At 64.2% G+C, this 26,036-nt stretch carries 25 protein-coding genes; 11 read left to right on the forward strand and 14 right to left on the reverse strand.

What is annotated here, in order from left to right:
• Positions 1 to 227 precede the first annotated feature (227 nt).
• Complete coding sequence (locus tag BMY68_RS02875; RefSeq protein ID WP_085530348.1) at positions 228 to 524, forward strand: hypothetical protein; 297 nt, start codon at positions 228 to 230, stop codon at positions 522 to 524.
• A 750-nt stretch (positions 525 to 1,274) separates the two neighbouring features.
• Here BMY68_RS02875 and BMY68_RS02885 read toward each other — a convergent pair.
• Positions 1,275 to 3,083 (reverse strand): calcium-binding protein, encoded by a 1,809-nt coding sequence (locus tag BMY68_RS02885; RefSeq protein ID WP_085530349.1) that lies wholly within the window; start codon positions 3,081 to 3,083, stop codon positions 1,275 to 1,277.
• Positions 3,084 to 3,363: 280 nt separating this feature from the next.
• A complete protein-coding gene (locus BMY68_RS02890) occupies positions 3,364 to 3,918 on the reverse strand; it encodes a cytochrome b (RefSeq protein WP_085530350.1) in 555 nt (184 codons plus the stop codon).
• Positions 3,919 to 4,227: 309 nt separating this feature from the next.
• Between BMY68_RS02890 and BMY68_RS02895 the strand changes: the two genes are divergently transcribed.
• On the forward strand, positions 4,228 to 4,683 hold the full coding sequence (locus tag BMY68_RS02895) for a MarR family winged helix-turn-helix transcriptional regulator (RefSeq protein ID WP_009043065.1): 456 nt from the start codon (positions 4,228 to 4,230) through the stop codon (positions 4,681 to 4,683).
• 91 nt (positions 4,684 to 4,774) lie between these two features.
• On the opposite strand, the gene fabF is transcribed toward BMY68_RS02895, so the two are convergent.
• Entirely contained in the window at positions 4,775 to 6,043 is a 1,269-nt protein-coding gene (fabF, locus tag BMY68_RS02900) for a beta-ketoacyl-ACP synthase II (protein ID WP_085530511.1), read from the reverse strand.
• A gap of 114 nt (positions 6,044 to 6,157) precedes the next feature.
• Here fabF and BMY68_RS02905 point away from each other — a divergent pair, with 114 nt between their 5' ends.
• On the forward strand, positions 6,158 to 6,664 hold the full coding sequence (locus BMY68_RS02905) for a winged helix-turn-helix transcriptional regulator (RefSeq protein ID WP_085530352.1): 507 nt from the start codon (positions 6,158 to 6,160) through the stop codon (positions 6,662 to 6,664).
• A 46-nt stretch (positions 6,665 to 6,710) separates the two neighbouring features.
• Here BMY68_RS02905 and BMY68_RS02910 read toward each other — a convergent pair whose 3' ends face one another.
• The 7 genes from BMY68_RS02910 to BMY68_RS02940 form a co-directional block, all read right to left on the reverse strand.
• The gene (locus tag BMY68_RS02910; RefSeq protein WP_009043068.1) at positions 6,711 to 7,124 is read right to left on the reverse strand and encodes a VOC family protein; all 414 of its coding nucleotides are present in this window, start codon (positions 7,122 to 7,124) and stop codon (positions 6,711 to 6,713) included.
• A gap of 217 nt (positions 7,125 to 7,341) precedes the next feature.
• Positions 7,342 to 8,805 (reverse strand): GDL motif peptide-associated radical SAM/SPASM maturase, encoded by a 1,464-nt coding sequence (locus BMY68_RS02915; RefSeq protein ID WP_007932309.1) that lies wholly within the window; start codon positions 8,803 to 8,805, stop codon positions 7,342 to 7,344.
• Between the two features lie 153 nt (positions 8,806 to 8,958).
• Positions 8,959 to 9,540 (reverse strand): DUF1842 domain-containing protein, encoded by a 582-nt coding sequence (locus BMY68_RS02920; RefSeq protein ID WP_062822933.1) that lies wholly within the window; start codon positions 9,538 to 9,540, stop codon positions 8,959 to 8,961.
• A 53-nt stretch (positions 9,541 to 9,593) separates the two neighbouring features.
• On the reverse strand, positions 9,594 to 10,238 hold the full coding sequence (locus BMY68_RS02925) for a DUF1842 domain-containing protein (protein ID WP_009043071.1): 645 nt from the start codon (positions 10,236 to 10,238) through the stop codon (positions 9,594 to 9,596).
• 34 nt (positions 10,239 to 10,272) lie between these two features.
• Positions 10,273 to 10,461 carry a DUF1843 domain-containing protein gene (locus tag BMY68_RS02930; RefSeq protein ID WP_009043072.1) on the reverse strand — a complete coding sequence of 63 codons (189 nt, stop codon included), beginning with the start codon at positions 10,459 to 10,461 and terminating at the stop codon, positions 10,273 to 10,275.
• 428 nt (positions 10,462 to 10,889) lie between these two features.
• Positions 10,890 to 11,486 (reverse strand): TetR/AcrR family transcriptional regulator, encoded by a 597-nt coding sequence (locus BMY68_RS02935; protein ID WP_062822931.1) that lies wholly within the window; start codon positions 11,484 to 11,486, stop codon positions 10,890 to 10,892.
• Entirely contained in the window at positions 11,479 to 12,330 is an 852-nt protein-coding gene (locus BMY68_RS02940; protein WP_085530353.1) for a 3-hydroxybutyryl-CoA dehydrogenase, read from the reverse strand. Before BMY68_RS02940 ends, BMY68_RS02935 begins: the two co-directional genes overlap by 8 nt.
• A gap of 171 nt (positions 12,331 to 12,501) precedes the next feature.
• Between BMY68_RS02940 and BMY68_RS02945 the strand changes: the two genes are divergently transcribed.
• The gene (locus BMY68_RS02945) at positions 12,502 to 13,518 is read left to right on the forward strand and encodes an AraC family transcriptional regulator (RefSeq protein ID WP_085530354.1); all 1,017 of its coding nucleotides are present in this window, start codon (positions 12,502 to 12,504) and stop codon (positions 13,516 to 13,518) included.
• A 165-nt stretch (positions 13,519 to 13,683) separates the two neighbouring features.
• Here BMY68_RS02945 and BMY68_RS02950 read toward each other — a convergent pair whose 3' ends face one another.
• Complete coding sequence (locus tag BMY68_RS02950; protein WP_085530355.1) at positions 13,684 to 15,552, reverse strand: sigma-54-dependent Fis family transcriptional regulator; 1,869 nt, start codon at positions 15,550 to 15,552, stop codon at positions 13,684 to 13,686.
• 342 nt (positions 15,553 to 15,894) lie between these two features.
• On the opposite strand from BMY68_RS02950, the gene BMY68_RS02955 reads away from it, so the two are divergent.
• From BMY68_RS02955 to BMY68_RS02975, 5 genes are all read left to right on the forward strand, one after another.
• Positions 15,895 to 16,995, forward strand: coding sequence for an ATP-NAD kinase family protein (locus BMY68_RS02955; protein WP_009043077.1), 1,101 nt, complete (start codon positions 15,895 to 15,897; stop codon positions 16,993 to 16,995).
• Positions 16,973 to 17,950 (forward strand): thiamine pyrophosphate-dependent dehydrogenase E1 component subunit alpha, encoded by a 978-nt coding sequence (locus tag BMY68_RS02960; RefSeq protein ID WP_085530356.1) that lies wholly within the window; start codon positions 16,973 to 16,975, stop codon positions 17,948 to 17,950. Before BMY68_RS02955 ends, BMY68_RS02960 begins: the two co-directional genes overlap by 23 nt.
• Before the next feature lie 46 nt (positions 17,951 to 17,996).
• On the forward strand, positions 17,997 to 19,013 hold the full coding sequence (locus BMY68_RS02965; protein ID WP_009043079.1) for an alpha-ketoacid dehydrogenase subunit beta: 1,017 nt from the start codon (positions 17,997 to 17,999) through the stop codon (positions 19,011 to 19,013).
• Positions 19,010 to 20,122: an acetoin dehydrogenase dihydrolipoyllysine-residue acetyltransferase subunit gene (locus BMY68_RS02970; RefSeq protein ID WP_085530357.1), complete on the forward strand. Its 1,113-nt coding sequence runs from the start codon at positions 19,010 to 19,012 to the stop codon at positions 20,120 to 20,122. The genes BMY68_RS02965 and BMY68_RS02970 overlap by 4 nt, the downstream gene beginning before the upstream one ends.
• Before the next feature lie 88 nt (positions 20,123 to 20,210).
• Entirely contained in the window at positions 20,211 to 21,284 is a 1,074-nt protein-coding gene (locus tag BMY68_RS02975; RefSeq protein ID WP_239694081.1) for a 2,3-butanediol dehydrogenase, read from the forward strand.
• 99 nt (positions 21,285 to 21,383) lie between these two features.
• Here BMY68_RS02975 and BMY68_RS02980 read toward each other — a convergent pair whose 3' ends face one another.
• Together BMY68_RS02980 and BMY68_RS02985 are read right to left on the reverse strand one after the other, a co-directional pair.
• Positions 21,384 to 22,013 carry an HAD family hydrolase gene (locus BMY68_RS02980; RefSeq protein WP_085530359.1) on the reverse strand — a complete coding sequence of 210 codons (630 nt, stop codon included), beginning with the start codon at positions 22,011 to 22,013 and terminating at the stop codon, positions 21,384 to 21,386.
• 929 nt (positions 22,014 to 22,942) lie between these two features.
• Complete coding sequence (locus tag BMY68_RS02985; RefSeq protein WP_085530360.1) at positions 22,943 to 23,164, reverse strand: hypothetical protein; 222 nt, start codon at positions 23,162 to 23,164, stop codon at positions 22,943 to 22,945.
• A 211-nt stretch (positions 23,165 to 23,375) separates the two neighbouring features.
• Here BMY68_RS02985 and BMY68_RS02990 point away from each other — a divergent pair, with 211 nt between their 5' ends.
• Complete coding sequence (locus tag BMY68_RS02990) at positions 23,376 to 24,005, forward strand: DUF3885 domain-containing protein (protein ID WP_085530361.1); 630 nt, start codon at positions 23,376 to 23,378, stop codon at positions 24,003 to 24,005.
• Positions 24,006 to 24,309: 304 nt separating this feature from the next.
• On the opposite strand, the gene BMY68_RS02995 is transcribed toward BMY68_RS02990, so the two are convergent.
• Positions 24,310 to 24,957 (reverse strand): hypothetical protein, encoded by a 648-nt coding sequence (locus tag BMY68_RS02995; RefSeq protein ID WP_085530362.1) that lies wholly within the window; start codon positions 24,955 to 24,957, stop codon positions 24,310 to 24,312.
• A 345-nt stretch (positions 24,958 to 25,302) separates the two neighbouring features.
• Between BMY68_RS02995 and BMY68_RS03000 the strand changes: the two genes are divergently transcribed.
• Entirely contained in the window at positions 25,303 to 26,019 is a 717-nt protein-coding gene (locus BMY68_RS03000; protein ID WP_239694062.1) for a hypothetical protein, read from the forward strand.
• The last annotated feature ends 17 nt before the right edge of the window (positions 26,020 to 26,036 follow it).

Below are 26,036 nucleotides of genomic sequence, written 5' to 3' on the forward strand. Positions count from 1 at the left end.
TGATCCTGCTGTCACCTGTGTCTTGCGTTGTCGAGCGCTATCCCCGGCTCAACATGCTGGCGAGGCTTGCCTGTCATTCCTGCGCGCGCAGGGTTGACCGAATAGAAATCCGGCCATCGAGCCGGTTTTTTATTGACCGCCGTTTATCCATTTCTCGGCACTTGCAAGGCTCTGTCGTTTCTCATGTTTAAGTACGGATTTCCCGAGCATTAGAACGGAGAGCCAACATGAACAATGACGAAAATGCACCTGGTAGCTGGTCGCAGCAGGGCGTAGAGCGAACCTCGGATAGCGAAGCAGGCCATGACCCAAGGCGTAAGGAGCCTGAGGTTCCATTGCCTGCGAACGATGAAGCGCCGGTCGATGAAGAGATGATCGACGTAGATGTAAACAACTCGGTGTCGAGTGAGCATCCAGAAGCAGGGAAAAGTGGTCGCGTCGATGATCCTGGCGCAGATACACAGGACGAAAAGGACAAGGAGCCTCGTGGCATGCCCGCGAGCGACCCTGAGTCAGGGGCCTGAAATTCGGATCAGCCCTTTGCCCACTCAGGGCAGGCTTTTTTATGCCTCAAATTCACCTGTAGCCAAGGCAGCCCCTGGGAAGACCAGGACATCGCATGCCGCGCCCCTCATCAAATACCGCTCTTCAACCTTTGTCATTGATCCTTGGCCTAGACCTGCGCCATTCAAGAAGCGTCGGTCGATCCCTGACGTTGTTCCTGTTGGCACTGTTCGGACCCGGGACCGGAAATGGACAGGCTGACACTGATGGGGTCGACATAGCGTCTGCCGACGGTCAGCACGGCTTCCCGCGCACCTTCCAGACTCGCCCCTTGGGAGGCCAGCCACTGGGACATCAGGACCTGCTCTCGCTTGTTCATCCGCCGCTTGGTCGATGGCTGCCGAGGGCGCGCCATAGCGCTGGGGGAGTAGGCGAGTCAGTTCTTCGAAGCGGGCGCGAATAGCTAAGTCCTGCGCATTCGCCGGCATCTCGACCGCAGTGTAGATTTCGCACAGCCGGGCTGTCTTTACCAAACTTGAGTGATAACTCATCAAACCTGGTAATCGGCCCCGGCGGGTGATGCGCCACGGCGCAGCCGGTGGGACTTTCTCGCGTGGCGATGCCGCTTGCCGATGGCTCAAGTGGCCTAAATAAAGAACGGACGATCAAAAAAAAGGGTCCACCCCAAGGTAGACCCTTTGTGTTTCTGAAATGGCCAAAGCCGGCTGGAGCAACACCCTCACAGGAACGGAGGGTGTGCCCATCGAGCGTCAGACCAGGCTGATCATGTCCGCACTGAGTTGCGCGGGGTTGAGGCCGACCAGGGTAATGCTGCTGTCTCCCGCCACGATCAGGCTGTCGCTGCCTTGCTGGCTGGTGGCGCTGAGGACGGCGGCCGTGGAAGCGAACAGCGACTTGGAAAACACCAACTGATCGAAGCCGTTCTGGTGAACGTTGAAATCGCTGATCACGTCATGGCCGAAGCCGCCCACGTCGAAGACAAACAGATCGCTGCCCACACCGCCGCTGAGCGTGTCGTTGCCCAGGCCACCCACCAGGATGTCGTTGTGCGCGCCGCCGTAGAGTGCGTCATTGCCATTGCCACCGAGCAGGGTGTCGTTGCCGCTTCCACCGTGCAGCAGATCATGGCCCGCGCCGCCTTCGATAAGATCGTCGCCGCCCTGGCCGAAGATCAGGTCTCGGGAGGCGGTACCCTTCAGCAGGTCTGCCAACTGCGTGCCTTCGGTGGCCTTGGCGTAGCTCTTGTCCGACCCGAACAGGCCTTCGAAGTCGAGCTTGCTGCCGGTCACGGTAAAGGCCGGGGTCAAGGCCTGGCCCAGGAGGCCTTCGAACTCGACATGCTCGACGTCGTGCAGCTCCTTGAGGCCGTAACGCCCGTTGGTGTCGTTGAGAAACAGGCTGCCATCGCTCAGGCGCACGGCTTCGTAACTGGTGACCGTACCCTGCAGGAAGACTTTGTCGTCGCCCACGCCACCGGCGACGATGTCGGTGCCGGTGCTGACCCTGAAGCTGTCGTTGCCGGCGAAACCGTCGAGGAAGTCGTCGTTCCTGCCGTCCTGCAGCTTGTCCGCGCTGTCCGTGCCGAGGAGAAAGGCCGGTGTGCCGAAGTGGTTGGAGGTGGGGGAGTATTTGTCGCTGACCCAGGTAAAGCTGCGGCTGACCGGGTCGAGGTTGCTGATGACGATGGTGCTGTCACGCTCGATGTAGTCGTAGAACGTCGACTGGCCGATGCGCTGGATGGGGTTGATGAAAACGCCTTCCAGGTGCGCCACCCAGCCGTTGGGATTGATCACGGAGAAGGGGCCGTTGGGCCAGGTGGGCAAAGCGTAGACCGTGTCGAACAGCACGATGTTGTCGGTGGTCGAGGTGTAGCTGGCGTCACTGCCTTTGAGGGCCGCGAGAATGGCGCCGCTCAGGTCGGTCTGTTCGCCGATCAGCCGGTGCACGATGTCGTTTTCGAAGCCGAAGTTGAAGATACCGTCGCTGTTGCTGGCCTTTGGCGACGCCATGCCGAAGTAATCCGAATCCTTGAAAAAGCCGTCTGCCAGGGTTTCCCTGCCCTGGTACATGCTGTTGGTCACGGAGCCGCCCTGGCTGTAGCCGGTGACCAGCACATCCTTGCTCGTCAGGTTATGGCTGCTGGCGTAGTTCTTGATCGAGTCGAGCAGGTAGTCGTAGCCGTGGATATAGGAGTTGTCGATCATTGCCGGGTATCCCAGCAAGTCCATTGGCGAGTTGGTGCCGGCAATCGAAAAGCCCATTTTCACCAGCTTGCCGCTCTCGTCGTATTGGCCGAATACCTTGGCTTGGGAGCCGGAGACGTTTTCGCCCTTGAAGCTGCCTGTCAGGTCGAGGTGGCTGCCGTCGATGCCCAGGTCGCTGGCGCTGATCTCGCGCCAGCCCTTGGGCAGGACAAAGGTGTTGCCTTCGCCCAGGACCGCCCCGGGCAAGTGGTAGAGCGCGCCTACCGTCGCTACGCCGCTGGTGTAGGTGGCCAGGTTCCAGGCATCTGAAATCAGCACGCGGCCGTCTTGGCCCTTGTAGTCGAATATCGCCATGGTTCGTTTTCCCTCACAAACTAAAAAGTCATGAAAAAAAACAAGAGCTGAAGTCTTCTTGTTCTTCTTCGCTCGGATTTCGGAGCCTGGTGACTGCGCGCTCCGGAATCTGCGCCCAAGCTACTCATTCATTTGGAGGGTGTGGGTAAGGTAAGGGGGTGTTGGCACGATCGTCCTAGTGAAAGCCCGATCCAGCCGCTATAAATCCGGCGTCATTACAGTTTGGTTAGCTCGAGGGTGGCTCGCAGCCGCCCATCCTCTCTACCTTCCAGCTCGGGCGTCAGCCGCGGCGGCGAACCCTGAGCAACATGCGCGCAAGAATGTCGTCCTTGTCGAAGAAGTGATGCTTGAACGCCGCCAGCACGTGGACCAGGATCAAGGCGCCGGCGCCCCAGGACAGCAGGCGATGTATCCACATAGCCAGGTCGTAGCGGGACTGATCCACCGGCGCTATGGGCGGCAGGTTGAACAGACCCAGCAGCGGTATCGGGTGACCGGCGACCGAACTCCAGTACCAGCCCGAAAGCGGCACGGCCAACATGGCGATCAGGTAGAGCAGGGCGTGGGCGATATGGGCGATGCCGGACATCGCCCTGGAGACGCTGCTGGGCATGGCCGGGTAGCGGTGGGTCAAGCGATAGCAGAGCCGGGCAAGCAGCAGGAACAGCACGGTGCTGGCAATCGCTTTGTGCACGAAGACCGCCGGGCCGCCCCTGGGCACATCGCCACGCAGGTTGGCGGAGTAAAAACCGATCAGCCAGACGCCGATGATGATCAGCGCCATGCTCCAGTGGAAAAGCCGTGCTGCCAGACTGTAGGAAGAGGAAGCATTCATAGGGACAATCTGCCGTTGTGAAAGGTGGAAGGACTCCGGGTTGCCGTCGGTTGAGTCAACCGGGTGTCGCCTCCTTGGCTCGGAACGCGATGGCGGCCTTGGGTCGAGGGCGATCGCGGAAGGAGTATTTCAACAGACATTTGTATTTGCAAGTTTTGCATTTGCAATAGTTGTAAGTGCATGTTTGCCACCATCTCCATTCGGGCAGTGTCGAATGAAAGGGACAGGCGCATTTCACCGGATCAGCTCAACGACGTAACATGCCCCCGCGCAGAGCCGTCTCAGCAATGGATACCGAGGTCTGAACCTTTGAACAGTTACTGTTTTTCCACCGCCGTCCCTTATCTGGTCACTCGTGTCGGGATGCGCATGGGCGAGTGCTTTTCCCAGGAGCTTGGCGAGCATGGCCTGACGCTGGTCATGTACCGAGTGCTTGCGGTGCTTCGGGAACAGGGCGGGCTCAGCCTTGGCGAGCTGGGCGGACGGGTTTCGGCGGAGATCTCCACCTTGTCGCGGCAAGTGACCAACATGCAGAAGCTGGGGCTGATCCTGCGCGAGCGGCAGGACGCCAATGGCCGTCAGGTCTGCATCAGCCTGACGCCCGCGGGGTTGGCCCTGGTGGAGTCGCTGGTACCACGGGCGATGTATTGGGAGGAGGTGGCCATCCAGGGTTTCAGCGAGGCGGAAGTGGAGCAGCTCAAAGCCATGCTGATGCGCATGCATGTCAACCTGGCGAAGGTGCCGGATGGTTTGACATCCGGCTGAAAATACTCAGTTGCACGGGACTGACTGGGCACATTGAGGTTCCAGCTAACCCGCACTGAAACCGCCCTGTGCCCGGCGAACAATCCCGGCCTTACGCCCAGCGCCGGAACAGCACGCTGGCATTCACCCCGCCAAAGCCGAAGCCGTTGGACAAGGCATATTCCATCGCCAGCGGCTGGGCCTGGCCACGAATCAGGTTGAGGCCTTCGGCGCCGGCATCCGGGTTTTCCAGGTTGAGGGTGGCGGGGGCGATCTGGTCGCGCAGCGCCAGGATGGTGAAGATCGCTTCGATCCCGCCGGCGGCGCCCAGCAGGTGGCCGGTGGCCGACTTGGTCGAGGCGATGGCCAGCTCGCTGTGGTTGCCAAACACGCTCTTGATCGCCGCCAGCTCGCCTTTGTCGCCCACCGGGGTCGAGGTCGCGTGGGCGTTCAGGTGCTGGACCTGCGACGGCTCGATGCCAGCCTGACGCAACGCCTGTTGCATGGCGCGGCGGGCGCCGTCGCCGTCCTCTGGCCCGGCGGTCATGTGATAGGCGTCGGCGCTGGTGCCGTAGCCCACCAGTTCGGCGATCGGCGTGGCGCCCCGGGCCAGGGCGTGTTCCAGCTCCTCGATCACCAGCAGCCCGGCGCCTTCGCCCATCACGAAGCCGTCGCGCGCCTGGTCGAAGGGCCGCGATGCGCGTTCCGGCGTGTCGTTGAAATCGCTCGACAGGGCGCGCGCGGCCGCGAAACCGGCCAGGCTGACCCGGTGAATCGTGGCTTCCGTGCCACCGCAGACCGCGACGTCGATCTCCCCGGCGCGAATCATCCGCGCGGCGTCGCCGATGGCCTGGACGCCCGCGGCGCAGGCCGTCACCGGCGTGCCCAGCGGCCCCTTCAGGCCATGCTGGATCGACACATGACCGGCGGCCATATTGCTGAGGAAGGACGGAATGGTGAACGGCGAAAGGCGGCGCGGCCCTTTGCTGTCGGTGGTGCGCACGGCGTCGGCGATGGCCGGGAAGCCACCCACGCCCGATGCGATGATGGTGGCGGTACGTTCCTGCGCCTCTGCCGTCTGCGGCGCCCAGCCAGCCTGGGCCAGTGCCTCCTGGGCGGCGGCGAGGGCGAACAGGATGAAGCGGTCCATCTTGCGCTGTTCCTTGGGCGCCAGCAGCGCGTCCGGATCGAAGCCGGCCTGCGGGTCCTCGGTACGGTCGGGAACCTGCCCGCCGATGCTGATCGGCAAGTCGCCGATCAGTTCTTCCGGTAGCCGGCGGATACCCGATTGCCCGGCCAGCAGGCGTTTCCAGATCTGTTCGACGCCGCAGCCCAGCGGGGTCAATGCGCCCATGCCGGTGACGACAATGCGTTTGTTCATGACCTTCAGCTCCTTCATCTCGTGTGGGGTGTGTCGCTCTATGGACGTCACTATCATCATGAAAGTAACATGCCCGAACCACAAATACGCAACTGCGAAATCCGAGGAACCACCATGCAACGCAAGACCCTCCTTCACGACGAATGCCCGATTGCCCGCAGTCTGGAGCGGGTGGGCGAGTGGTGGAGCATCCTGATCATGCGCGACGCCCTGCATGGCCTGCGGCGTTTCGAGGAGTTTTCCCGTAGCCTGCAGATCGCCCCCAACATGCTCACCCGGCGCTTGAATTCGCTGGTCGAGGACGGCTTGCTGGAGCGCCAGGCCTACAGTCAGCGGCCGCTGCGCTACCAATATGTACCGACGGCCCGGGGCGAGGATTTTCGTGTGGTGCTGATGGCGTTCGTCGCCTGGGGCAATCGCCATTACGCGCCGGAAGGGGAAAGCGTGCAGATCGTCGAGCGCGCCACTGGCCGGCCGGTGCGGCCGATGATGGCCGACCTGGCCGATGGTCGCCCGGTGCCGCTGGAGGCGTGCACGGTCCAGGCCGGGCCGGTGGCCAGCGAAGGCATACGTCAGCGGCTGGCGGGGCTGCGGGCGATGGAGGCCGAGGGCGAGGCCTGAGGGGCAGCGGATCGCCACGGCCCCTTGGCTTAACGACAGGCGCCTGTCACTGGTCCTTTTCGCAGTTGACCATCCACGAGGCGCCGAAGCGGTCGACCAGCATGCCGAAGCGCGCCGCCCAGAAGGTGGCCTCCAGCGGCATTTGCACAGTGCCCTGGTCCGCCAGCGCGGCGAACACCCGCTCGGCCTCGGCGATGCTGTCGACATTCAGCGATATCGAGCAGCCGTGGATCCCCGAATAAGGCCGGTCGGGCGTGCTGTCCGAGCCCATGATGGCCTGGTCGCCCACCAGCAGGCGGGTGTGGATGACCAGGTTGTGGCACTCGGCGGGAACATGGTCGCGGGCGGGGCTTTCGCCGAAGGTCATCATCACTTCGAGGGTGCCTTGCAGGCACTGGGCGTAGAACTTGAAGGCGGCGGCGCAATCGCCGTTGAAGATCAGGTAGGGATTGATTTTCATACTGGAACTCCCGGATGGCAGGGGCCGCGGGCGCGCCGGGTGAGCCGGCCCGCTGGCAAACGCTGATGGGTTGAGGCCTTCACTAGCAAAGCCTAAACCTGTGTGGCAGTGGGCTTGTTTTTAGACGGTTTTCTCATGGGCCCGTGGCGGGTTATCACCCTTGCTGCAACCCTCTGTCAGGCCCGCCGCCCGGTGGGCGGCGGGCTTTGGCTGGTGGCTACACCAGCCGGGTCTGGGGCATGCCCAGCAGGCCTGTCAGGCGATCCATGATCGCCTGTTGCCGGGCGCGGTCGGCCAGGTAGTCGGCCTCGGCGCTGGCCACATCGGCCGAGCAGTGCGGGCAGGTGGTTTCGTGGGCATGGATGTACTGCCAGCAGCCGCGGCACAGCGCCAGCTGGGTGGGCAGGCGTCCTTCCTCGGGGGATTTCTGCCCCTGGTTGATCCACGCCAGCTTGATCACCTGGCCGCTGTCGCTGACGCTGCTGACCGTCTCGCCGGTGTCGATGCGTTCGGTGATCAGGTCGAAGCGACCGACCGCGAACGACGCCTGGGCGGCGTCCTCGAGTTTGACGATGCGTTCGCGCAGGCCCTTTTTCTGCAGGTCCAGGGCGCGGTAGTGGCAGTACGGATTGTTACCGGGCTTGCCCAGCAGCGAGTGCGAGGTCCAGGTGCAGCCGCCGCGGCACACGTCGTTGTAGTAGCAGGTGCGGCAATAACCCCAGAGGTCGTCGACCGAACGCAGGCGGCCAAAATGCATGCCCTCGCTGTAGTGCCAGATGTCGTGCAGGTTCATGTCGCGCACATTGCCGCCGGAAAACCCCACCGTCGCCAGCGAAGGGCAGCCCTTGACCGTGCCGTCGGCTTCCAGGGCCAGCACCGTTTGCCCGGCGGCGCAGCCGCTCCAGTGCACGCGCTCGTCGCCGAAGCCGCGCCACATATGCTCGTAAGGGCCGTAGTAACCGATGTTGTTGCCCACGTTCATCAGCAGGCCGCGTTCCTGGCCTTCACGGTAGAGACGCGCGAGCAGGGGCATCACTTCCAGCAGTTGATAGGGTTGCAGCAGCAGTTCCGGGTGGTCCACCGCGTTGCCCATGGCCACCGTCAGCTGGATCTGCCAATGGGTGGCGCCCAGTTCGATGATCTGGTTCATCAGCTCCGGCAAGTCGGGCAGGGTGGCCGCGCCGATCTGCGTGTTGACGCTGACCGCGAGCCCGGCCTGCTTGGCCCGGCGCAGGGTGTCCACGGCCTTGTCGAAGGAGCCCGGGACATTGCGCACGGCGTCGTGCAGGGGCGCCAGGCCGTCCAGCGAAACCCCCACGCCGTTGAGCCCGGCCTCCACCGCGGCCTGCATTTTCGCCGGGGTCAGGTTGCGCCCGCCGGTCTGGATCGCGCAGTAGATGCCGTGGTCGTGGATGGCCTGGATCAGGCGGGTCCAGTCCTTGCGCAAATAGGCTTCGCCGCCGATCAGGGTGACTTCCCGCGTGCCGAGGGCGGCGAGGGCGTCGATCACGTCGAGGCATTCCTGGGTATTCAATTCATTGGGGCGTCGGTGGCCGGCGCGCGAGCCGCAATGCAGGCATTTGAGGTCGCAGGCGAGAGTGATTTCCCAGACCACATGCACCGGTACGTAACGCTTGAGGTCGGTTTCGCTGAGGTAGCGGGCGGGGCGATTGGCTGACATGGACAGTCCTTTGCGCGCACACCGGCGCGCGGCACGAACCTGGCGGATGTCCGCGCCGTCCCTGGCGATGCCGGCCCGGGCGGACAAAGGGTTTGCCAGTGGGGAACCGGGCCTGGCCCTGGGGGAAGGAAGGCCAGGCCCGGACGCCACCTTTCAGCGAGCTTCGAGGCGGGCGATCTCGGCGTTCAGCTGCTGCAGGGCGCTGCGCAGCGCATCGCCGCTGGCCAGTTGCTGCTCGCCCTGGCGGACGACCGCCTTGAGCTGCGCCAGGTCACCACTGCTTTGCGCCTGCTGCACCGCCACCGCATACAGCGGCACGGGGTGATGAGGTACAGGCTCGGGGTGCGGGATCGACGCCTGGCTGACCGTGGCGTGCTGCACGTCCTGCCAGTTGCCCTGGTAGCAGTATTTGTAGCTGGCGAAACCGCTGGCCCAGTCGAGCCCGAGAATCCCGTGCAGCTGGAAGGTCGCGGCGATCTGGCTGGTCGGTCCGCTGGGGTTGCCGGTCAGGCTCAGGATGATGTGGCCTTCGGTCGACGGGTGCAGCTGTAACTGGGAGTAGTCGCCCCACACGTCGGCGAAGAAGTTCACTGGCGGATAGGTGCTCTTGAACACTCGGGCCACGCCGCTGACTTTTTTCTGCACGGTGTTGACCAACAGGTCGAGGATCAGAACCGGGGCACCCAACAGCCCCGTGGTGGCTTGGATGCGGGTATGGAACAGTCCAGTTTGCATGGTGCAACTCCTTGTTCTTGTTCAGGGAAGCCGGATGGGTTGGCGCGCCATGGTCAACGCCGCTCGAGCCTGCCGATCTCGTCCTTGGCCGCGTCCAGCGCGCTGCGCAGCTGGGGCAATTGTTCCAGTTGCTGCTGGGCCAGGCTGGCCAGGCTCTTCATCTGGGCCAGGTCGCCACTGGCGATGGCGCCATGGATCGGCGCGGCATACAGCGGGGTGATCGGTGGATAGGGCAGCAGGACCGGGCCGGGCTCCAGCGGTATCGGCAAGGCCGAGAAGGCGTAGGAGGGCACCGACTCGACGAGGTGGGCGGGAACGTTCTCCACCGATACCCAGCGCTGGCCGTTGTAGTACTGGTAGTTGGCGATGCCGTTCTTCCAGTCGTGATCCACCACCAGTTGAATCTTGAAGGTGATGATCGAGTTCGAGCCCGGCCCGCCCTGATTACCCTGGGCGGTGACCAGGATCTTGCTGGTGCTGGGTGGCATGACGGTCAGGTAGGTGTATTGCCCCCACACATCGGACGACAGCTCCAAAGGTGGGTTGACGGCCTGGGTCACCAGCGAGGTGCCACGCACGCTCTGCTCGGGGGTGTAGACCAGCAGGTCGAGGGTGAGGCTCGGCGCGCCGGGGATCGAAGTACCGATCCGGTAGCTGAGGGGAAACAAGCCAAGATTGGACGAAGTGGAACCGGACATGATTGCCTCCAGTGCATTAGAAAATGGAACGGCCTTAGCGTCGTTCCAGACGGGCGACTTCCTGTGCCAACTGCTCGTAAGCGCTGCTCAGTTCTTTGGATTCTTTCTGGGATGAATCGCGTTGTTTGAGCAGGGACTTCATCTGCGGCAGGTTGCCGAGGGCGATTGCTTCTTGAATCGCCACGCCATAAGGCGTGACGGGGTGGAGCGAGGATGAACTCATGGCGTTGCCTTCCGTGGGAGGTTGCAGAGACTGCGCTATCCGGCAGCTTTTGCAGTTAAGCAGGCCGGGCATGGGGCAAACGCGAGGGTGAACGAATAACTTTGAATAGCCGTTATCGGGAAAAAATATATCCAGGCAGGACAAGGAACTGACGCGGCTCTATAGCGCGTTTGGCAATCAGCGACCCACCGCTTACAAGGAATGAATACAAGCAGGCACCGCCACTTACATGCCCCGTCATCCGCCTCACCGGTAGCCGCTGCCGCAGGCTGCGATCGAGCCGCAGGCTCGCGGAGAACGCACGGACGCCGAAGCCCTTGCGGGCCTTATCGCAGCCTGCGGCAGCGGCTACAGGGGCGGTTGTTGTCTGTGGGAGTGCGGTCGGCAGTCGATGGTCGCAGGGGCGGCGATTGGTGTTGCGCCGCGGTTCAGGCCACGGCGCTCTGCGGCGCGCTATTCAACAGCCGTTCCAGGGCGCCGCTGAGCAGGTGTTCCAGCAGGGTTTCGCGCTCGTGCTCGGTCAGTGGCTGCTCGTCCAGCCAGCCGGGCGCGCTGTTGAGCAGGCTGGCGATGGCATGCCCGGTGGCCAGCAGCGCCGCGTCGCCGAGCCGCGGCAGCGGGCCGAGGAGCATCAGCAGGCGGCGTTCATATTGCTCGCGCAGTTGGCGCACACGCTGCTGCTGGTCCTGGTTCAGGCAACCGCTGTCGCGCTCCACCAGACGGAAATGCCGAGGCAGTTCCCGGTGCAGTTTCAGGTGGGCGCGGATCAGGGTGCGCAGGCGATCGTCCGGCGCCTTGCGCCGCCGTTCGATGCGCCCCAGGGTGCCGAGCAGTTCGTCGTAGAACTCTTCGATCAGGTCCAGCAGCAGGTGCTGTTTGCTTGGGTAATGGTGATACAGCGAGCCCGGGGTCAGCCCCAGGTGGCTCGCCAGCTCGCGCATGCCGACCTGGCCGAAACCCTTGCTGGCGAACAGCTCCAGGGCCTTGTCGCGGCTTTCGGCGAAACGCGAGCAACGCTCAGCCATAGCGGTGGAAGCCACGTTCGGTCTTGCGCCCCAGGTAACCGGCGGCGACCATTTCCTTGAGCAGCGGCGCGGGCCGGTATTTGCTGTCGTTGAAGCCATCGTAGAGGGCCTCAAGGATCGCCAGCAGGGTGTCCAGGCCGATCAGGTCGGCCAGGGCCAGCGGGCCGATCGGCTGGTTGCAGCCCAGGCGCATGCCGGCGTCGATGTCCTCGGCGCTGGCCAGGCCTTCCTGCAATACCAGGATCGCCTCGTTGATCATCGGCACCAGGATCCGGTTGACCACGAAGCCCGGGCGGTTGCCGGCGGTGATCGCGACCTTGCCCAGGCGGGTGGCCATGTCCAGGGCCAGGGTGTGGGTCGCGTCGCTGGTCTGCAGGCCGCGGATCACTTCGATCAGCCCCATCACCGGCACCGGGTTGAAGAAGTGCAGGCCGATGAAGCGCTCGGGCGCGCTGACGCTGGCGGCGAGCTGGGTGATCGACAGCGACGAGGTGTTGGAGGCGATGACACAGGTGCTGGAAACCTGGGCGGCGATCTGTTGCAGCACCCGCCGTTTCAGCTCGAGGTTTTCCGTGGCCGCTTCGATCACCAGTTGTGCGTCGACCAGGCTGGCGTAGTCGGTGCTGGTGCGGATGCGCCCCAGGGCCGCCTGTTTCTGCGCTTCGTCCAGGCTGCCCTTGGCGATCAGCCGGTCGAGGTTCTTGCTCACCGTGGCCACGGCCTTTTGCAGGGCGCTGTCGCTGATGTCCAGCAAGGTCACTTCGAACCCGGCCTGGGCACAGACCTGAGCGATACCGTTACCCATGGTGCCGGCGCCGATCACACCGATATTCTGCAGATTCATCTTGGCTTCTCTTTCTTCGTCCGGACGTGTCGCAGCGCAGCGCGAGCGCGTCTTGCAATGCAACCTTCGAGGCGCGAGTCTAGTGCCCGCGCCGACCCCGGCCTATGCCAAAAGCGCTCAGCCGCGCTGGCGTTTTTTGCCATGTCCACAGCCACAGAGAGCAGTCATTCCATGCGGGAAAAGGATTCGGTCGCGGTCTACTTCGTGCAGGTGATGGTCCACGCCTTGCGTGAGCGGCCCGAGCGCCTGGCCGCGGTGCTGGCCGAAGCGGGCATCGATCCGGCCTTGCTCGGCCAGCCCGAGGCGCGGGTGCCGGCCAGCGCGTTCGCGGCCCTGTGGCTGATCCAGATCCGCGAGCTGGGCGACGAGTTTTTCCAGCTCGATTCCCACGGCCTGCCGCCGGGGGCGTTCGCCCTGATCTGCCGCGGGCTGATCCAGGAGCCGACCCTGGAAAAGGCCCTGCGCCAATGCCTGGCCAACTTCAGCCTGTTCCTGCGCGACTTCCGTGGCTGCCTCAGCGTGCGCGGCAAGCGCGCGGTGCTGAGCCTCGACAGCCAGCCTTGCGATGACGCCGCCGGGCGTTTTGGTGAAGAGACCTTCCTGGTGCTGATGATCAGCCTGCTGTGCTGGCTCGGCGGGCGGCGCATTCCCATCGACCGCGCCGACTTTCGTTATCCGCGCCTGTCCCTGAGCGACGATGCCTTGCTCTGGGGGCCGAACCTGACCTTCGGCGCCGAGCGTACCGAAATCGAATTCGCCAGCCGCTTCCTGCGCCTGCCGGTGGTCCAGGACCTGGCCTCGCTCAAGGTTTTTCTGCGCAGCGCGCCGCAATGGCTGGTGATCCGTTTTCGCAACCAGCACGGCCTGGCGACCCAGGTCTATCAACGCCTGCGCCGCAGTCACTACAGCCAGTGGCCGACCCTGGAAGCTTTTGCCGGCGAGGTGCAGGTCAGCCCCAGCACCCTGCGGCGGCGCCTGGAGCGCGAGGGCGTGTCGTACCAGGAGATCAAGGACGAAGTGCGCCGCGCCATGGCCGTCGAACTGCTGCGCCAGAGCCGCGCCAGCATCGGCGAAATCGCCGAGCGCACCGGCTTCCAGGAACCCAGCGCCTTCCACCGCGCGTTCAAGAAATGGACCGGCGAAAGCCCCGGCCGCTACCGCGCGCGCTACCAACCCCCGACCCCATAGCCACTGCCGCGCGCCCGACGGTGTAGCCGCTGCCGCAGGCTGCGCACGGCCGCGCAGCGGACGCCAAGCCAGGCAGCGCGGTGCACAGGTCAACCATGGATGCGGGTTTTACGTCTCCTGCGCAGCCTGCGGCAGTGGCTACGGACTCTGCATCGCCGACCCCGCTCAGGCCGGGCTGCGTCCGGGCATCTGGATGCCGTGCTGTTGCACCCGGCGGTACAGGGTCGCGCGGGAAATACCCAGGGCCCTGGCCGCCGCCACCGGCTTCCAGCGATGGCGCACCAGGGCATCCAGCAACGCCTGGCGCTCGGGGCTGCCGCCGGTTTCCTGGGCGGGCAGGGCGCCCGCGGGCTCGACCCCGCGCACCTGTTCCGGCAGGTCATGCAGCTGGATCAACGGCCCCTCGCACACCGCGCAGGCATAGCGCAGTACATGCCGCAATTGCCGCACATTGCCCGGCCAGCGATAACCCAGCAGGCATTCCAGGGCCGCGTTGCCCAGTTGCACCGGCGCTCCGCAGCGCTTGGATTCCTCCTCGACAATCCGCGTGATCAGCGCCAGCCGGTCGCTGCGTTCGCGCAGCGGCGGCAACTGAAAGCGCGCGCCGCCCAGGCGGAAATACAGGTCCTCGCGAAAGCGCCCCTCGGCCACCAGGCTTTCCAGGTCGCGGTGGGTAGCGCAGATCACCTGGATATCCACCGACCGGCGCTGCGACGCCCCCAGCGGCGCCACTTCGCCCTCGGCCAAAACCCGCAGCAAGCGGGTCTGCAAGGCCAGGGGCATGTCGCCGATCTCGTCGAGAAACAGGGTGCCGCCATCGGCCTGTTGCAGCAGGCCCTGCATGCCCTTGCCGGAGGCTCCGGTAAAGGCTCCGGCGACATAGCCGAACAGCTCGCTCTCGATCAGGCTTTCCGGGATCGCCGCGCAGTTCACCGCCACGAACGGCCGCTCGCGGCGCTGGCTGGCCTGGTGCAGCTGGCGGGCGAAGACTTCTTTGCCGGAACCAGTCTCGCCCTGGATCAGCACCGGCAGATGCCGATCCTTGACCCGCACCGCCAGGCGCAGGCTCTGCTCCACCCGCGGGTCCAGTGGCTCGCCGGCCATGCTCAGGCGCGGGCGGCTCAGGGGCCGGCGCGGCGCCCGCAGCCGTCCATGCAGTTCCGCGGACAGCGGGCACAGCGCTTCATCCCGGGCGCGATGCAGCAATTGCGGATCGAACACCTGGGCGATGTGCTGGGGCAGCTGGCCATAACGTTGCAGCAGGTAGGCGCGGGCCGCCGGGTTCAGCGCGCGCAGGCAGCCGTCGTCGTCCCAGGCCAATAGATAATCGGGCTGGCTGTCGACATAACCCGGGCTGGCGTGGGCCCGCAGCACCCAATAACCCTGGGCGCTGCTCATGAAGAACGCCTGTTCGATCTCCCGGGCGCTCTGCACCACCATCTGCCGGATCAGGTGCTGGGAACGGCGCTCGTCCGGGGAGCGCACCGCCGAAACATCCAGCACCCCCAGCAGTTCGCCCAGGGGGTCGAACACCGGCGCGGCGGAGCAGGTCAGGCCGATAAAGGCCGCGCGAAAGTGGTCGCGCTTGTGCACCGGGATCGGCGCGCGGGCGGTGAGCACCGCCGCCACGCCGCAGGTGCCTTCCTCGCCCTCCGACCAGCAGGTGCCCAGGTACAGGCCGGCCTTGCGGCAGTCGTTGCGAATGGTCGATTCCACCCGGTAGTCGATGGTCCGGCCCTGGGCGTCGGTGAGCAGCACGCAATAGTCGGCGTCGCGCACCCGGCCGTGGAGGCGGGCCACTTCTTCGCTGGCAATGCGCAGGAACAGCTCGGAGCGCTCGCGGCATTCCTTGAGCACATCCTGGGACAGGATACGTGGCCCCTGTAGCGAACCGGGGTCCAGGTGGTGCTGCTCCAGGGAGCGGCGCCAGGAGTCGAGGATCAGGCTCGGGACCGGCGCCTGGGGCAGGTGCGCGGCGTTTTTCAGGATCCGGCTGACGCAGTCCACGTGGGCTCTTGAGTGTGCGGAAAGCATGAAGGCCTCCGGTTGCAGCTTCTTATCGTTGTGGGCGCAATTAAGCGCCGATCCGCCCGCCTCGACAAGCGCCGGCTGCCCCGGCGGCGGGCGTGAGACGCAACGTCTCAAGGTCTCGCCGAAGCCCCGTGCAACCTGACATGCAACGTCTCATCGGTGGGGCTGGCCAAGGCCTCGCCAGCTTCAAGGCAAGCGCTCTGGATCGGCCTTGTCCGGGTTTTCCAGGGCAATTGGCACCGGCCTTGCTCTATCCCTGGATAACCAGCCCCGACTGGCTCATCGAAGAATAACAACGAGGTGCCCCATGTCTTGTCCTGCCTGTGATCCGCCCGCGGTGGGCTTATGAGTCGCCGTCCCCTGAGCGTGGGCATCATCGCCAACCCGGCCTCGGGGCGCGATGTGCGCCGCCTCACCGCCAACGCCGGGCTGTTTTCCAGCACCGACAAGGTCTCGGTGATCCAGCGCCTGCTGGCGGCCTTCGGCGCCACCGGCATCGAGCAGGTATTGATGCCCACCGACATGACCGGGATCGCCGCCGCGGTGCAGAAGAACAGCCGCAGCCGCCAGGCCCGGGACAACCACTGGCCGGCCCTGGAATTCCTTGACCTGACCCTGCGCCAGAGCGTCGAGGACACCCGCCGGGCGGCGCGCTGGATGGCCGAGCGCGAGGTGGCGCTGATCGCCGTGCTCGGCGGCGACGGCACCCACAAGGCGGTGGCCGCCGAGGTCGGCGATATCCCCTTGCTGACCCTGTCCACCGGCACCAACAATGCTTTCCCGGAACTGCGTGAAGCCACCAGCGCCGGGCTGGCCGGCGGCCTCTACGCCAGCGGCCGGGTGCCCGGCGCAATCGCCCTGCGGCGCAACAAACGCCTGCTGGTGCGCGAGCCTTCCCGGGGCCTCTGCGAAGTGGCCCTGGTGGACGTGGCAGTGTCGCCCCTGGCCTTTGTCGGCGCCCGCGCCATCAGCCGCGCCAGCGACCTGGCCGAGGTCTTCGTGACCTTCGCCGAGCCCCAGTCCATCGGTATTTCCGCGCTCTGCGGGCTGTGGTTGCCGGTCACCCGCCAGGAGCCCCACGGCGCCTGGATGCGCCTCGATCCTCAATCCCCCGAAGCGCTGCTGGTGCCCCTGGCCCCGGGCCTGTTGCAGGGCTGCGGCGTGCGGGACGCCGGCTACCTGCTGCCCGACGTGCCCCAGCCGCTGTGCCTGAGCGCCGGCACCCTGGCCCTGGATGGCGAGCGCGAGATCGAATTCAACGCCCACGACCGGCCCACGGTCACCCTCGATGGCGGCGGCCCGCTGAGCATCGACGTCAACGCGGTGCTGGACCACGCGGCGCGCCAGCGCCTGCTGGCCATCGACCGCCAGCACCGGCAACACCCCGTGAACTTTCAGTCCGAAGACACCCTGGAGAATAAAAATGTCGACACCTTTGACCACTGAGCAGTTGCTGCATGCCTACCGGGTGATGCGCACCATCCGCGCATTCGAAGAACGCCTGCACGTGGAATTCGCCACCGGCGAGATCCCCGGTTTCGTCCACCTGTACGCCGGCGAAGAGGCCTCGGCCGCCGGGGTCATGGCCCACCTGCGGGACGATGACTGCATCGCCTCCAACCACCGTGGCCACGGCCATTGCATCGCCAAGGGCGTGGACGTGTACGGGATGATGGCCGAGATCTACGGCAAGAAGACCGGGGTCTGCCAGGGCAAGGGCGGCTCCATGCACATCGCCGATTTCGAAAAGGGGATGCTCGGCGCCAACGGCATCGTCGGCGCCGGCGCGCCACTGGTGGTGGGCGCTGCCCTGGCGGCGCGGCTGCAGGGCACCGACGGCGTGTCGGTGGTGTTCTTCGGCGACGGCGGCTCCAACGAAGGGGCGGTGTTCGAGGCCATGAACATGGCCTCGGTGTGGAACCTGCCGTGCCTGTTCATCGCCGAGAACAACGGCTACGCCGAGGCCACGGCGTCCAACTGGTCGGTGGCCTGCGACCACATCGCCGACCGCGCCGCCGGCTTCGGCATGCCCGGGGTGACGGTGGACGGCTTCGATTTCTTCGCCGTGCACGAGGCCGCCGGCGCCGCCGTAGAGCGGGCTCGGGCCGGCGAGGGCCCCTCGCTGATCGAGGTCAAGCTGACCCGTTACTACGGCCACTTCGAGGGCGACGCGCAGACCTACCGCGCCCCCGACGAGGTCAAGCATTACCGCGAGCACAACGACTGCCTGATGCAGTTTCGCGAGCGCACCACGCGCTCGGGCCTGGTCCAGGCCAGCCAACTGGAGCAGGTCGACCAGGAGGTGGACGCGCTGATCGAGGACGCGGTGCGCAAGGCCAAGTCCGACCCCAAGCCGAGCCCGGCCGATCTGCTCAGCGACGTCTACGTCGCTTACCCCTGAGCGGCCCCCTTCATCGCCCCCACAACAAAAAATCGAGAGAACCATCATGGCGAGAAAAATCAGTTACCAGCAGGCCATCAACGAAGCCCTGGCCCAGGAAATGCGTCGCGACCCCAGCGTGTTCATCATGGGTGAAGACGTGGCCGGCGGTGCCGGTGCCCCCGGCGACAACGACGCCTGGGGCGGCGTGCTGGGCGTGACCAAGGGCCTCTACCACCAATTCCCCGGGCGAGTGCTGGACACCCCGCTGTCGGAAATCGGTTATGTCGGCGCCGCCGTGGGCGCGGCCACCCGGGGCGTGCGCCCGGTGTGCGAACTGATGTTCGTCGACTTCGCCGGCTGCTGCCTGGACCAGATCCTCAATCAGGCGGCCAAGTTCCGCTACATGTTCGGCGGCAAGGCGCAGACCCCGCTGGTGATCCGCACCATGGTCGGCGCCGGCCTGCGCGCCGCGGCCCAGCATTCGCAGATGCTCACCTCGCTGTGGACCCACATCCCCGGGCTGAAAGTGGTCTGCCCGTCGTCGCCCTATGACGCCAAGGGCCTGCTGATCCAGGCCATCCGCGACAACGACCCGGTGATCTTCTGCGAGCACAAGCTGCTCTACAGCCTGCAGGGCGAAGTGCCGGAGGAGTCCTATGCGATTCCGTTCGGCGAGGCCAACTTCCTGCGCGACGGCAAGGACGTGACCCTGGTGTCCTACGGGCGCACGGTCAACACCGCGCTGGAGGCGGCGCGCAGCCTGGCCGGGCGCGGCATCGATTGCGAGGTCATCGACCTGCGCACCACCAGCCCGCTGGACGAAGACAGCATCCTGGAAAGCGTGGAGAAGACCGGGCGTCTGGTCGTGATCGACGAAGCCAACCCGCGCTGCTCCATGGCCACCGACATCTCGGCGCTGGTGGCGCAAAAAGCCTTCGCCGCGCTCAAGGCACCCATCGAAATGGTCACCGCGCCGCACACCCCGGTGCCGTTCTCCGATGCCCTGGAAGACCTGTACATCCCCGACGCGGCGAAGATCGAACAGGCCGTGCTGAACCTGATCGAGTGGAGCCGCCGATGAGCCAGATCCATACCCTGACCATGCCCAAGTGGGGCCTGTCGATGACCGAGGGCCGGGTCGATGCCTGGCTCAAGGAAGAGGGGCAGAGCATCAGCAAGGGCGACGAAATGCTGGACGTGGAAACCGACAAGATCTCCAGCAGCGTCGAGGCGCCGTTCTCCGGGGTGCTGCGCCGGCAAGTCGCCCGCCAGGACGAGACCCTGGCGGTGGGCGCCTTGCTCGGCATCGTGGTCGAGGGCGAAGCCAGCGACGCCGAGATCGACGCGGTGATCGAGCAGTTCCAGGCGGCTTTCGTGCCCGGCGATGCCGCCGACGAAGACAGCGGCCCGGCGCCGCAGAAGGTCGAGCTGGAGGGCCGGCTGATCCGCTACTTCGAGCGCGGCGCAGGCGGCATGCCGCTGGTGCTGGTGCACGGTTTCGGCGGCGACCTGAACAACTGGCTGTTCAACCACGAGGCCCTGGCCGCCGGGCGCCGGGTGGTCGCCCTCGACCTGCCGGGCCACGGCGAGTCGGCCAAGGCCCTGCAACGGGGCGACCTGGACGAACTGAGCGACGTGCTGCTGGCCTTGCTCGATCACCTGGAGATTCCCGTGGCCCATCTGGTGGGGCATTCCATGGGCGGCGCGGTGGCCTTGAACACCGCGCGCCTGGCGCCGCAGCGGGTGCGCTCGCTGAGCCTGATCGGCAGCGCCGGGCTGGGGGCCGAAATCAACGGCGATTACCTGCGCGGTTTTGTCGAGGCCGGCAACCGCAATGCCCTCAAGCCGCAGCTGGTGCAGCTGTTCTCCAACGCCGAACTGGTGAACCGACAGATGCTCGACGACATGCTCAAGTTCAAGCGCCTGGAAGGGGTGGACGCGGCCCTCGGGCAACTGGCCGGCCAGCTGTTTGCCGAGGGCCGCCAGCAGGCTGACCTGCGCCCCGTGGTGCAGGACGGCGGGCAGCCGGTGCTGGTGATCTGGGGCAGCGACGACCGGATCATTCCGGTGAGCCACAGCGCCGGGCTCAAGGCGCAGATCGAGGTGCTGCCGGGGCAGGGGCACATGGTGCAGATGGAAGCGGCGGAGCAGGTCAATCGCCTGATCCTCGACTTTATCCAGCAGCACTGAAGTTTTCTGCGGCGGCCAAGGGGCCGTCGCAGCCCGACAAAAACAAGGAGAAGCCAAGATGAGTGTTTCCCTCAAAGCCGTCCCCAGCATGCGCGCCGCGGTCTGGCATGGCCGTCACGATATCCGCGTCGAAGACGTGCCGCTGCCCGAGGCGCCGCCCGCCGGCTGGGTGCAGATCCGGGTCGACTGGTGCGGCATCTGCGGGTCCGACCTGCACGAATACGTGGCCGGGCCGGTGTTCATTCCGGTGGAAGCGCCGCACCCGCTGACCGGGATCAAGGGCCAGTGCATCCTCGGCCACGAGTTCTGCGGCGAGATCGTCGCCCTCGGTGCCGGGGTCCAGGGGTTCAGCGTTGGCCAGGCGGTGGCCGCCGACGCCTGCCAGCATTGCGGCACCTGTTATTACTGCACCCACGGCCTGTACAACATCTGCGAGAATCTGGCCTTTACCGGGCTGATGAACAACGGCGCCTTCGCCGAGCGGGTGAACGTGCCGGCCAACCTGCTGTACGCCTTGCCGGACAACTTTCCCGCCGAGGCCGGGGCCTTGATCGAGCCGTTAGCGGTGGGCATGCACGCGGTGAAAAAGGCCGGCAGCCTGCTGGGCCAGAACGTGGTGGTGGTCGGCGCCGGCACCATCGGCCTGTGCACCATCATGTGCGCCAAGGCTGCCGGCGCGGCCCAGGTGATCGCCCTGGAAATGTCCGGCGCGCGCAAGGCCAAGGCCCTGGAAGTCGGCGCCAGCCATGTGCTCGATCCCAAGGCGTGCGATGCCCTGGCCGAGGTCAAGCGCCTGACCGGCGGGTTGGGGGCGGATGTCAGTTTCGAATGCATCGGCAACAAGCACACCGCCAAGCTGGCCATCGACCTGATCCGCAAGGCTGGCAAATGCGTGCTGGTGGGCATCTTCGAGGAGCCCAGCGAGTTCAACTTCTTCGAGTTGGTGGCCACCGAGAAGCAGGTGCTGGGGGCGCTGGCCTACAACGGTGAATTCGCCGACGTGATCGCCTTTATCGCCGACGGCCGCCTGGACATTGCGCCGCTGGTGACCGGGCGTATCCAGCTGGAACAGATCGTTGGCCAGGGCTTCGAGGAACTGGTCAACAATAAGGAACACAACGTCAAGATCATCGTTTCACCCGGACCGTTGCAAGGCGCCTGAGCAGGGCGATTTGGCGATGGCCGGCAGCGGCCATCGCCTTTTTTCATCGCGATCGGTTGATCCCCGCTGTCATTGCGGCAACGGCTTCATCCAGCTATTTCACATCGCGCCCAAAAGCCCCAAGACCTGCAACTGGCGACGGGTTTCAGCCGCCGACTGGTGGTGAATCGCATTCCAGCCCAGGGCCTTGGCGGCGACGATATTCGGCGCGTGGTCGTCGATGAACACCAACTCCTGCGGCGCCACATCCGGCAGGTGCGCGCGAATGCGCTGCAGGGCGGTGTGGTAGATCTCGGCGTCAGGCTTGATCTGCCGCTCTTGCCCGGACACCACGATGTCGCGAAAGCGCTGGAGGAACGGATAGTTGTCCCAGGCGTAGGGGAAGGTCTCCCGGGACCAGTTGGTCAGCCCGAACAGCGGCATCTGCGCCTGGTGCAACTCTTCCAGCAAGGCCACGCCGTCATCCAGCTGGCCGCGGAGCATTTCCGGCCAGCGCCCGTAATAGGCCTCGATCAGCGGCGCATGCTCCGGGTGTTCGGCCAGCAGGCTGCGGGTCGCTTCGGCCAGCGTTCGCCCGGCGTCCTGCTGGGTGTTCCAGGCCTGGGTGCAAATGGTCTCGAGGAACCATTGGCGGCGGGCATCGTCGGGGATCAGTTGGCGGTACAGGTGGTGCGGGCTCCAGTCGAACAGCACGCCACCAAAATCGAAAACCACAGCACGAATTGTCATCGGCACGTCCTTTTGAGCGGTTGTGGGTCAGGGCGACATCCTGCGACGGTAGGCGATGCAATGCAATTTGCTGGGGGATCGACAGCTGTACGTTGTGGGCTTTTGTAGGAGCGAAGCTTGCTCGCGATAGCGTCGGCCCTGGCACCGCACTTTTTGGACGGTGTACCTATCCGTCGCTGCGGTCACGGCCGCTAGCGATTATGCGGTGGGCATCTGTAGGAGCGAAGCTTGCTCGCGATAGCGTCGGTTCTGGCACCGCACTTTCTGGACGGTGTACATATCCGTTGCTGCGGTCACGGCGGCTTAGGGTTTCGCCCTGACGGCGAGTCACTTTGGAAAGGCCCCAAAGTAACCAAAGGGCCTTGCCCCACCACTCGGTGCCTCGCCTCTAGGCTCGGCATGCCCTCACTCCGGCATTGATCCGTGGGCCGCCGCAAGGGGCCATCCCTGGCCCCGTGCGGCTAACCCGGCGTCCTGCCGGGTTACCCACGGCTCAATGCCTGCGTTCGGCCATCGTGGTTAACGGGGCCTTCAGATCAAAAGCCAAAGCAAAAGCCAGACGGCGGCCTACCGGCTGACCTGAAGTTGAACGCGTTCTCTCATGAAACCCTGTGATGTAGCCGCTGCCGAAGAATGAGGCTGCGACCGGGTGCGAAGCACCCGCCAAACCTGACAACGCGGTGTAACAGATAAACCCGCGAAGCAGGATGTGCGTCTGCTACGCAGCCGATCGCAGCCTTCGGCAGCGGCTACAAACAGCCTTCCAGGCCCAATAGCGCTCAGGAATGGCTACTAACGGCCTATGCAGTTATTCAAATCGGGTGTGCAGAATGGACAAAATGACGTCACGTTCTCTCGCCGGGCCTGACCAGATAGCGATCGGAGAGATTGGAGCTGAAAGGACTAGCTCGTGCCAACGTGATAGGGACTTACCCATACATGTACAAAAGGTCGTCGATTAGCTCAAGCTCTTGTTGCGTGTACTGCATCTTGTTGTACTGCTGAATATCCTCGAGCACACCTCTAATCGGGACTTGCCGTGATGGATCCTGGATGATTTCGATCAGACGGTCATAATCGGGATCTCTTCCCTTGAGGTATTTTTCGATCAGCTCTTTGAGTGATACACGGGCCTGCAGATCGGTTAGCACTGTTACTTCTCCGGCAAAATAGTGACGTCATCCACTTTTATGACAGTGGTACTGCCCGGTTTCGGGATGAGTTGTGCGCGCCACTCGTTCCGTATTCTGGGTTCAGAAGCGGTCTCTCGCTGGCCAACTTAGCCCAGACCTTACGTATACAGTAATATCACCCCACACCGCCCCAGCCATGGAGTCGGGCTGATAGTCACGAAGGGATTAAATGAGTTTAGCGCTTGAAATTGAAAGAGTTTTTGAGGGCAAAGCTTTTGTTAGACCTCTTTTCTATTCGTATCCAGGAGGGTTGCGCTTTGAACTCTCTGAAGGCAGCGGGGTGATAGAGCAGTTCCTTTCGGCACTGCGAAAATCAACGCAGATTTGCAGCGATATCTTTGTTGGTGAAACGACGCTTGTCGCTTGCCTACGCATTCACTCCGGAAGCAATCCATTTGCTCATCGTGCCGCGATTCACGCTCTTCGATCTGCCGGCATTGATATACCCGTTGAACGGTCAGTTTGGAGCGAGGAAATAGATCCAGGTGAGTGGTACTGCGAAAATGAGTCGGAGCATTGGGTCAACGTGGCATTTGAAGCGCCTATAACCCTGCTCCAAGCATTTCTTTGGTGTGCATTGGCTAAAGACTTCTCCGTGATACAGCCAAAACCCAGATGTAATTTCTATCTGTTCAATTTGAAAAAGCACGTCATGGTTTTCCCATATGACGATAGGGGGATGGATGTGGTTGGCCCCAATACAGCTCTGCTCTTACAGTTGTACCGCCACTATCATGCACACCTGTTGGACTATGACCGTCCGGTAATGGACATCACATTCGCAAAGCATGTGATCTAGCGTCTATTTTGGATTGAACCTAGCACAGAGATTGATCGTCTTCTTTGAGTCGGAAGTGGCGCTGCCGCCTGTGATCGCTGCCGCATATGAATCATTGATGGGTTTAACAATCTCTCCGATGGGGCACGAAGATCAAAAGCAAAAGCGACGCGATCTACCGGGCTGTATTTAGAAGTACATTTCACATCCGTAGCCGCTGTTGCAGGCTGCGCCGAACGCGAAGTGTACGCAAAACCAGGCGGCGCGGTATGTCAGGCAAAGCACGGAAGACGCTCTTGCGTCTGCATCTTCCAAGTCCCGCCCATCAATCAACGATCACCCGCTCGTTCGGGTCATCGCTCAGGCACACGCTCAGCTGTTGCCCGGCCTTGTTGAACGCACAGTTGGGCAAGGGCTGCTTGATGAAATTCAGCGCCGGGAGGATGAACACGCCAGCCAACAGCAGCGCGCCAACGATCCGCGGCAACAGCACATCCGCGCTGGTGGCGGCTGGCCGGGGCTTGAGGCGCCCGCGCTGATACCAGTACAGCCCGCTGAAGGCCAGGCCGCAGCCGATCGCCATCGCGTAATCCAGCTCCCAGGACTGCGGGCTGAAGATCAGGTTGCCGTCGGCATCGTCCGGGTAATTGATCCGCCACCAGGCGCCCAGCAGCAGCGGCACCAGCCCGGCGACGATCCAGGCCAGGCGGGCGCCGGGCATGCGGGTGAGCAGGGCCAGGGTCAGGCCGAGGAGGCAGACGAGCCACAGGCCGAGGAACAGTTGGAAGCCCATGGCGCCGCCGAACAGCGTGCCGCTGACGTCCCGCGGGACGATCAATTGCAGGTCGGCGATTACCATCACCGCCAGCGGGGCGGCCACGGCGATGCCGCTCAGGAGCGCGTTGATCCATGAGCACAGGGTGAACAGGCGACGGATAAGCAGGTTCGACAAAGAGGGGGCAGGCGCCAACACGTTTCTTCCTTGGGCAGTGTGCGGGGCGCGCAGTATGCAAGGCCGCCGGCGGTTTTGCATCAGTCGTCGAAGCCGTATCGGCAAGCCGCCATGGGCGGGGCGCGTGGCCATTGGCGGGCTGGCGTCGGCGCCTTGATGTTTTTTTGGGGCGAGCCTGCATGCTGCCGGCCAGGGCTTCGGCGGGGTTGGCCGGCGATGCACGGTTGGCCCGGTCACCGCACTTTTTGCGTTTTTGCGGTTCTATTCAGGGCCAGGCCGCGCCGACTCCCCGCGCGGCCAGAGTCCAGAATGGTGCCGATGGTTTATCCGCTTTCTCGTTATTCCTTGCGCGTGTTTTGCCTGCGTATGCCGCGCCAGCCTCTGTGGCTGGCCGCTGTCTTGATGCTCTGCGCCAGTGGCTGCAGCCAGCAGCAGGGGCGCGACATGGTCCACCAGTTCAGCAATGGCAAACCCCAGGAGTTCTTCCAGACCAGCGTCGACCGCATGGCCACCCTGAGCATGCGCGACAACCTGCAAAGCCTGTACCTGCTGATGAACAAGCTTTACCTGCGCAACCCCAACCAGTGGCGCGAGTGGGGGTATACCGATGCCACCAGCGCCCAGCGGGAAATCCGCCAGGCCATCGAGCAGCAGAAGGCGTTGCCGGCCCTGGGTAACCGCCGCGATCTGGCGGCGTTGAGTTATGCCCTGAGCCCGGAGTTTCGTGGCGACCGGGTCGGCGCTTTCATCTATGCCATTGGCAGCATGCTGGTGACCGCCCACGGTGGGCGCACTGAGTTTTTCATGACCGACACTATCGATCCGCAGTTTGTCAGCAATGCGGCGCGCAATATTGAAAAGGCTACCTGGATGCTCAGCCAGCGGCAGGGGGCCAATGGGGAGTTGTTGCTGTTTTCCAATGAGATTTCGGAGGAGGGCAGCAATCTGAGTTTTGCTGTGGAGTTTGGGAAGATTGTGGCGCGGTTGGATTTGTTGACGCAGATGCTGGATGAGCGTTATCGGCGGATTGGGTTGAATTATGCGCAGAGTTTGTTGCTGATGAATTTTTTGCCGGTGCAGTGAGAAGGTTGTAGGTCGCG

The sequence above is a fragment of the Pseudomonas sp. NFACC41-3 genome, assembly GCF_900109505.1.
Classification (GTDB): domain Bacteria; phylum Pseudomonadota; class Gammaproteobacteria; order Pseudomonadales; family Pseudomonadaceae; genus Aquipseudomonas; species Aquipseudomonas chlororaphis.

Excerpts from the sequence above, each read along its gene's own strand:
- BMY68_RS02875 (WP_085530348.1), top strand. The coding sequence starts at position 228 with ATGAACAATGACGAAAATGCACCTGGTAGCTGGTCGCAGCAGGGCGTA.
- BMY68_RS02885 (WP_085530349.1), bottom strand. The coding sequence starts at position 3,083 with ATGGCGATATTCGACTACAAGGGCCAAGACGGCCGCGTGCTGATTTCA.
- BMY68_RS02890 (WP_085530350.1), bottom strand. The coding sequence starts at position 3,918 with ATGAATGCTTCCTCTTCCTACAGTCTGGCAGCACGGCTTTTCCACTGG.
- fabF (WP_085530511.1), bottom strand. The coding sequence starts at position 6,043 with ATGAACAAACGCATTGTCGTCACCGGCATGGGCGCATTGACCCCGCTG.
- BMY68_RS02905 (WP_085530352.1), top strand. The coding sequence starts at position 6,158 with ATGCAACGCAAGACCCTCCTTCACGACGAATGCCCGATTGCCCGCAGT.
- BMY68_RS02910 (WP_009043068.1), bottom strand. The coding sequence starts at position 7,124 with ATGAAAATCAATCCCTACCTGATCTTCAACGGCGATTGCGCCGCCGCC.
- BMY68_RS02915 (WP_007932309.1), bottom strand. The coding sequence starts at position 8,805 with ATGTCAGCCAATCGCCCCGCCCGCTACCTCAGCGAAACCGACCTCAAG.
- BMY68_RS02920 (WP_062822933.1), bottom strand. The coding sequence starts at position 9,540 with ATGCAAACTGGACTGTTCCATACCCGCATCCAAGCCACCACGGGGCTG.
- BMY68_RS02925 (WP_009043071.1), bottom strand. The coding sequence starts at position 10,238 with ATGTCCGGTTCCACTTCGTCCAATCTTGGCTTGTTTCCCCTCAGCTAC.
- BMY68_RS02930 (WP_009043072.1), bottom strand. The coding sequence starts at position 10,461 with ATGAGTTCATCCTCGCTCCACCCCGTCACGCCTTATGGCGTGGCGATT.
- BMY68_RS02935 (WP_062822931.1), bottom strand. The coding sequence starts at position 11,486 with ATGGCTGAGCGTTGCTCGCGTTTCGCCGAAAGCCGCGACAAGGCCCTG.
- BMY68_RS02940 (WP_085530353.1), bottom strand. The coding sequence starts at position 12,330 with ATGAATCTGCAGAATATCGGTGTGATCGGCGCCGGCACCATGGGTAAC.
- BMY68_RS02945 (WP_085530354.1), top strand. The coding sequence starts at position 12,502 with ATGCGGGAAAAGGATTCGGTCGCGGTCTACTTCGTGCAGGTGATGGTC.
- BMY68_RS02950 (WP_085530355.1), bottom strand. The coding sequence starts at position 15,552 with ATGCTTTCCGCACACTCAAGAGCCCACGTGGACTGCGTCAGCCGGATC.
- BMY68_RS02955 (WP_009043077.1), top strand. The coding sequence starts at position 15,895 with ATGAGTCGCCGTCCCCTGAGCGTGGGCATCATCGCCAACCCGGCCTCG.
- BMY68_RS02960 (WP_085530356.1), top strand. The coding sequence starts at position 16,973 with ATGTCGACACCTTTGACCACTGAGCAGTTGCTGCATGCCTACCGGGTG.
- BMY68_RS02965 (WP_009043079.1), top strand. The coding sequence starts at position 17,997 with ATGGCGAGAAAAATCAGTTACCAGCAGGCCATCAACGAAGCCCTGGCC.
- BMY68_RS02970 (WP_085530357.1), top strand. The coding sequence starts at position 19,010 with ATGAGCCAGATCCATACCCTGACCATGCCCAAGTGGGGCCTGTCGATG.
- BMY68_RS02975 (WP_239694081.1), top strand. The coding sequence starts at position 20,211 with ATGCGCGCCGCGGTCTGGCATGGCCGTCACGATATCCGCGTCGAAGAC.
- BMY68_RS02980 (WP_085530359.1), bottom strand. The coding sequence starts at position 22,013 with ATGACAATTCGTGCTGTGGTTTTCGATTTTGGTGGCGTGCTGTTCGAC.
- BMY68_RS02990 (WP_085530361.1), top strand. The coding sequence starts at position 23,376 with ATGAGTTTAGCGCTTGAAATTGAAAGAGTTTTTGAGGGCAAAGCTTTT.
- BMY68_RS03000 (WP_239694062.1), top strand. The coding sequence starts at position 25,303 with ATGCCGCGCCAGCCTCTGTGGCTGGCCGCTGTCTTGATGCTCTGCGCC.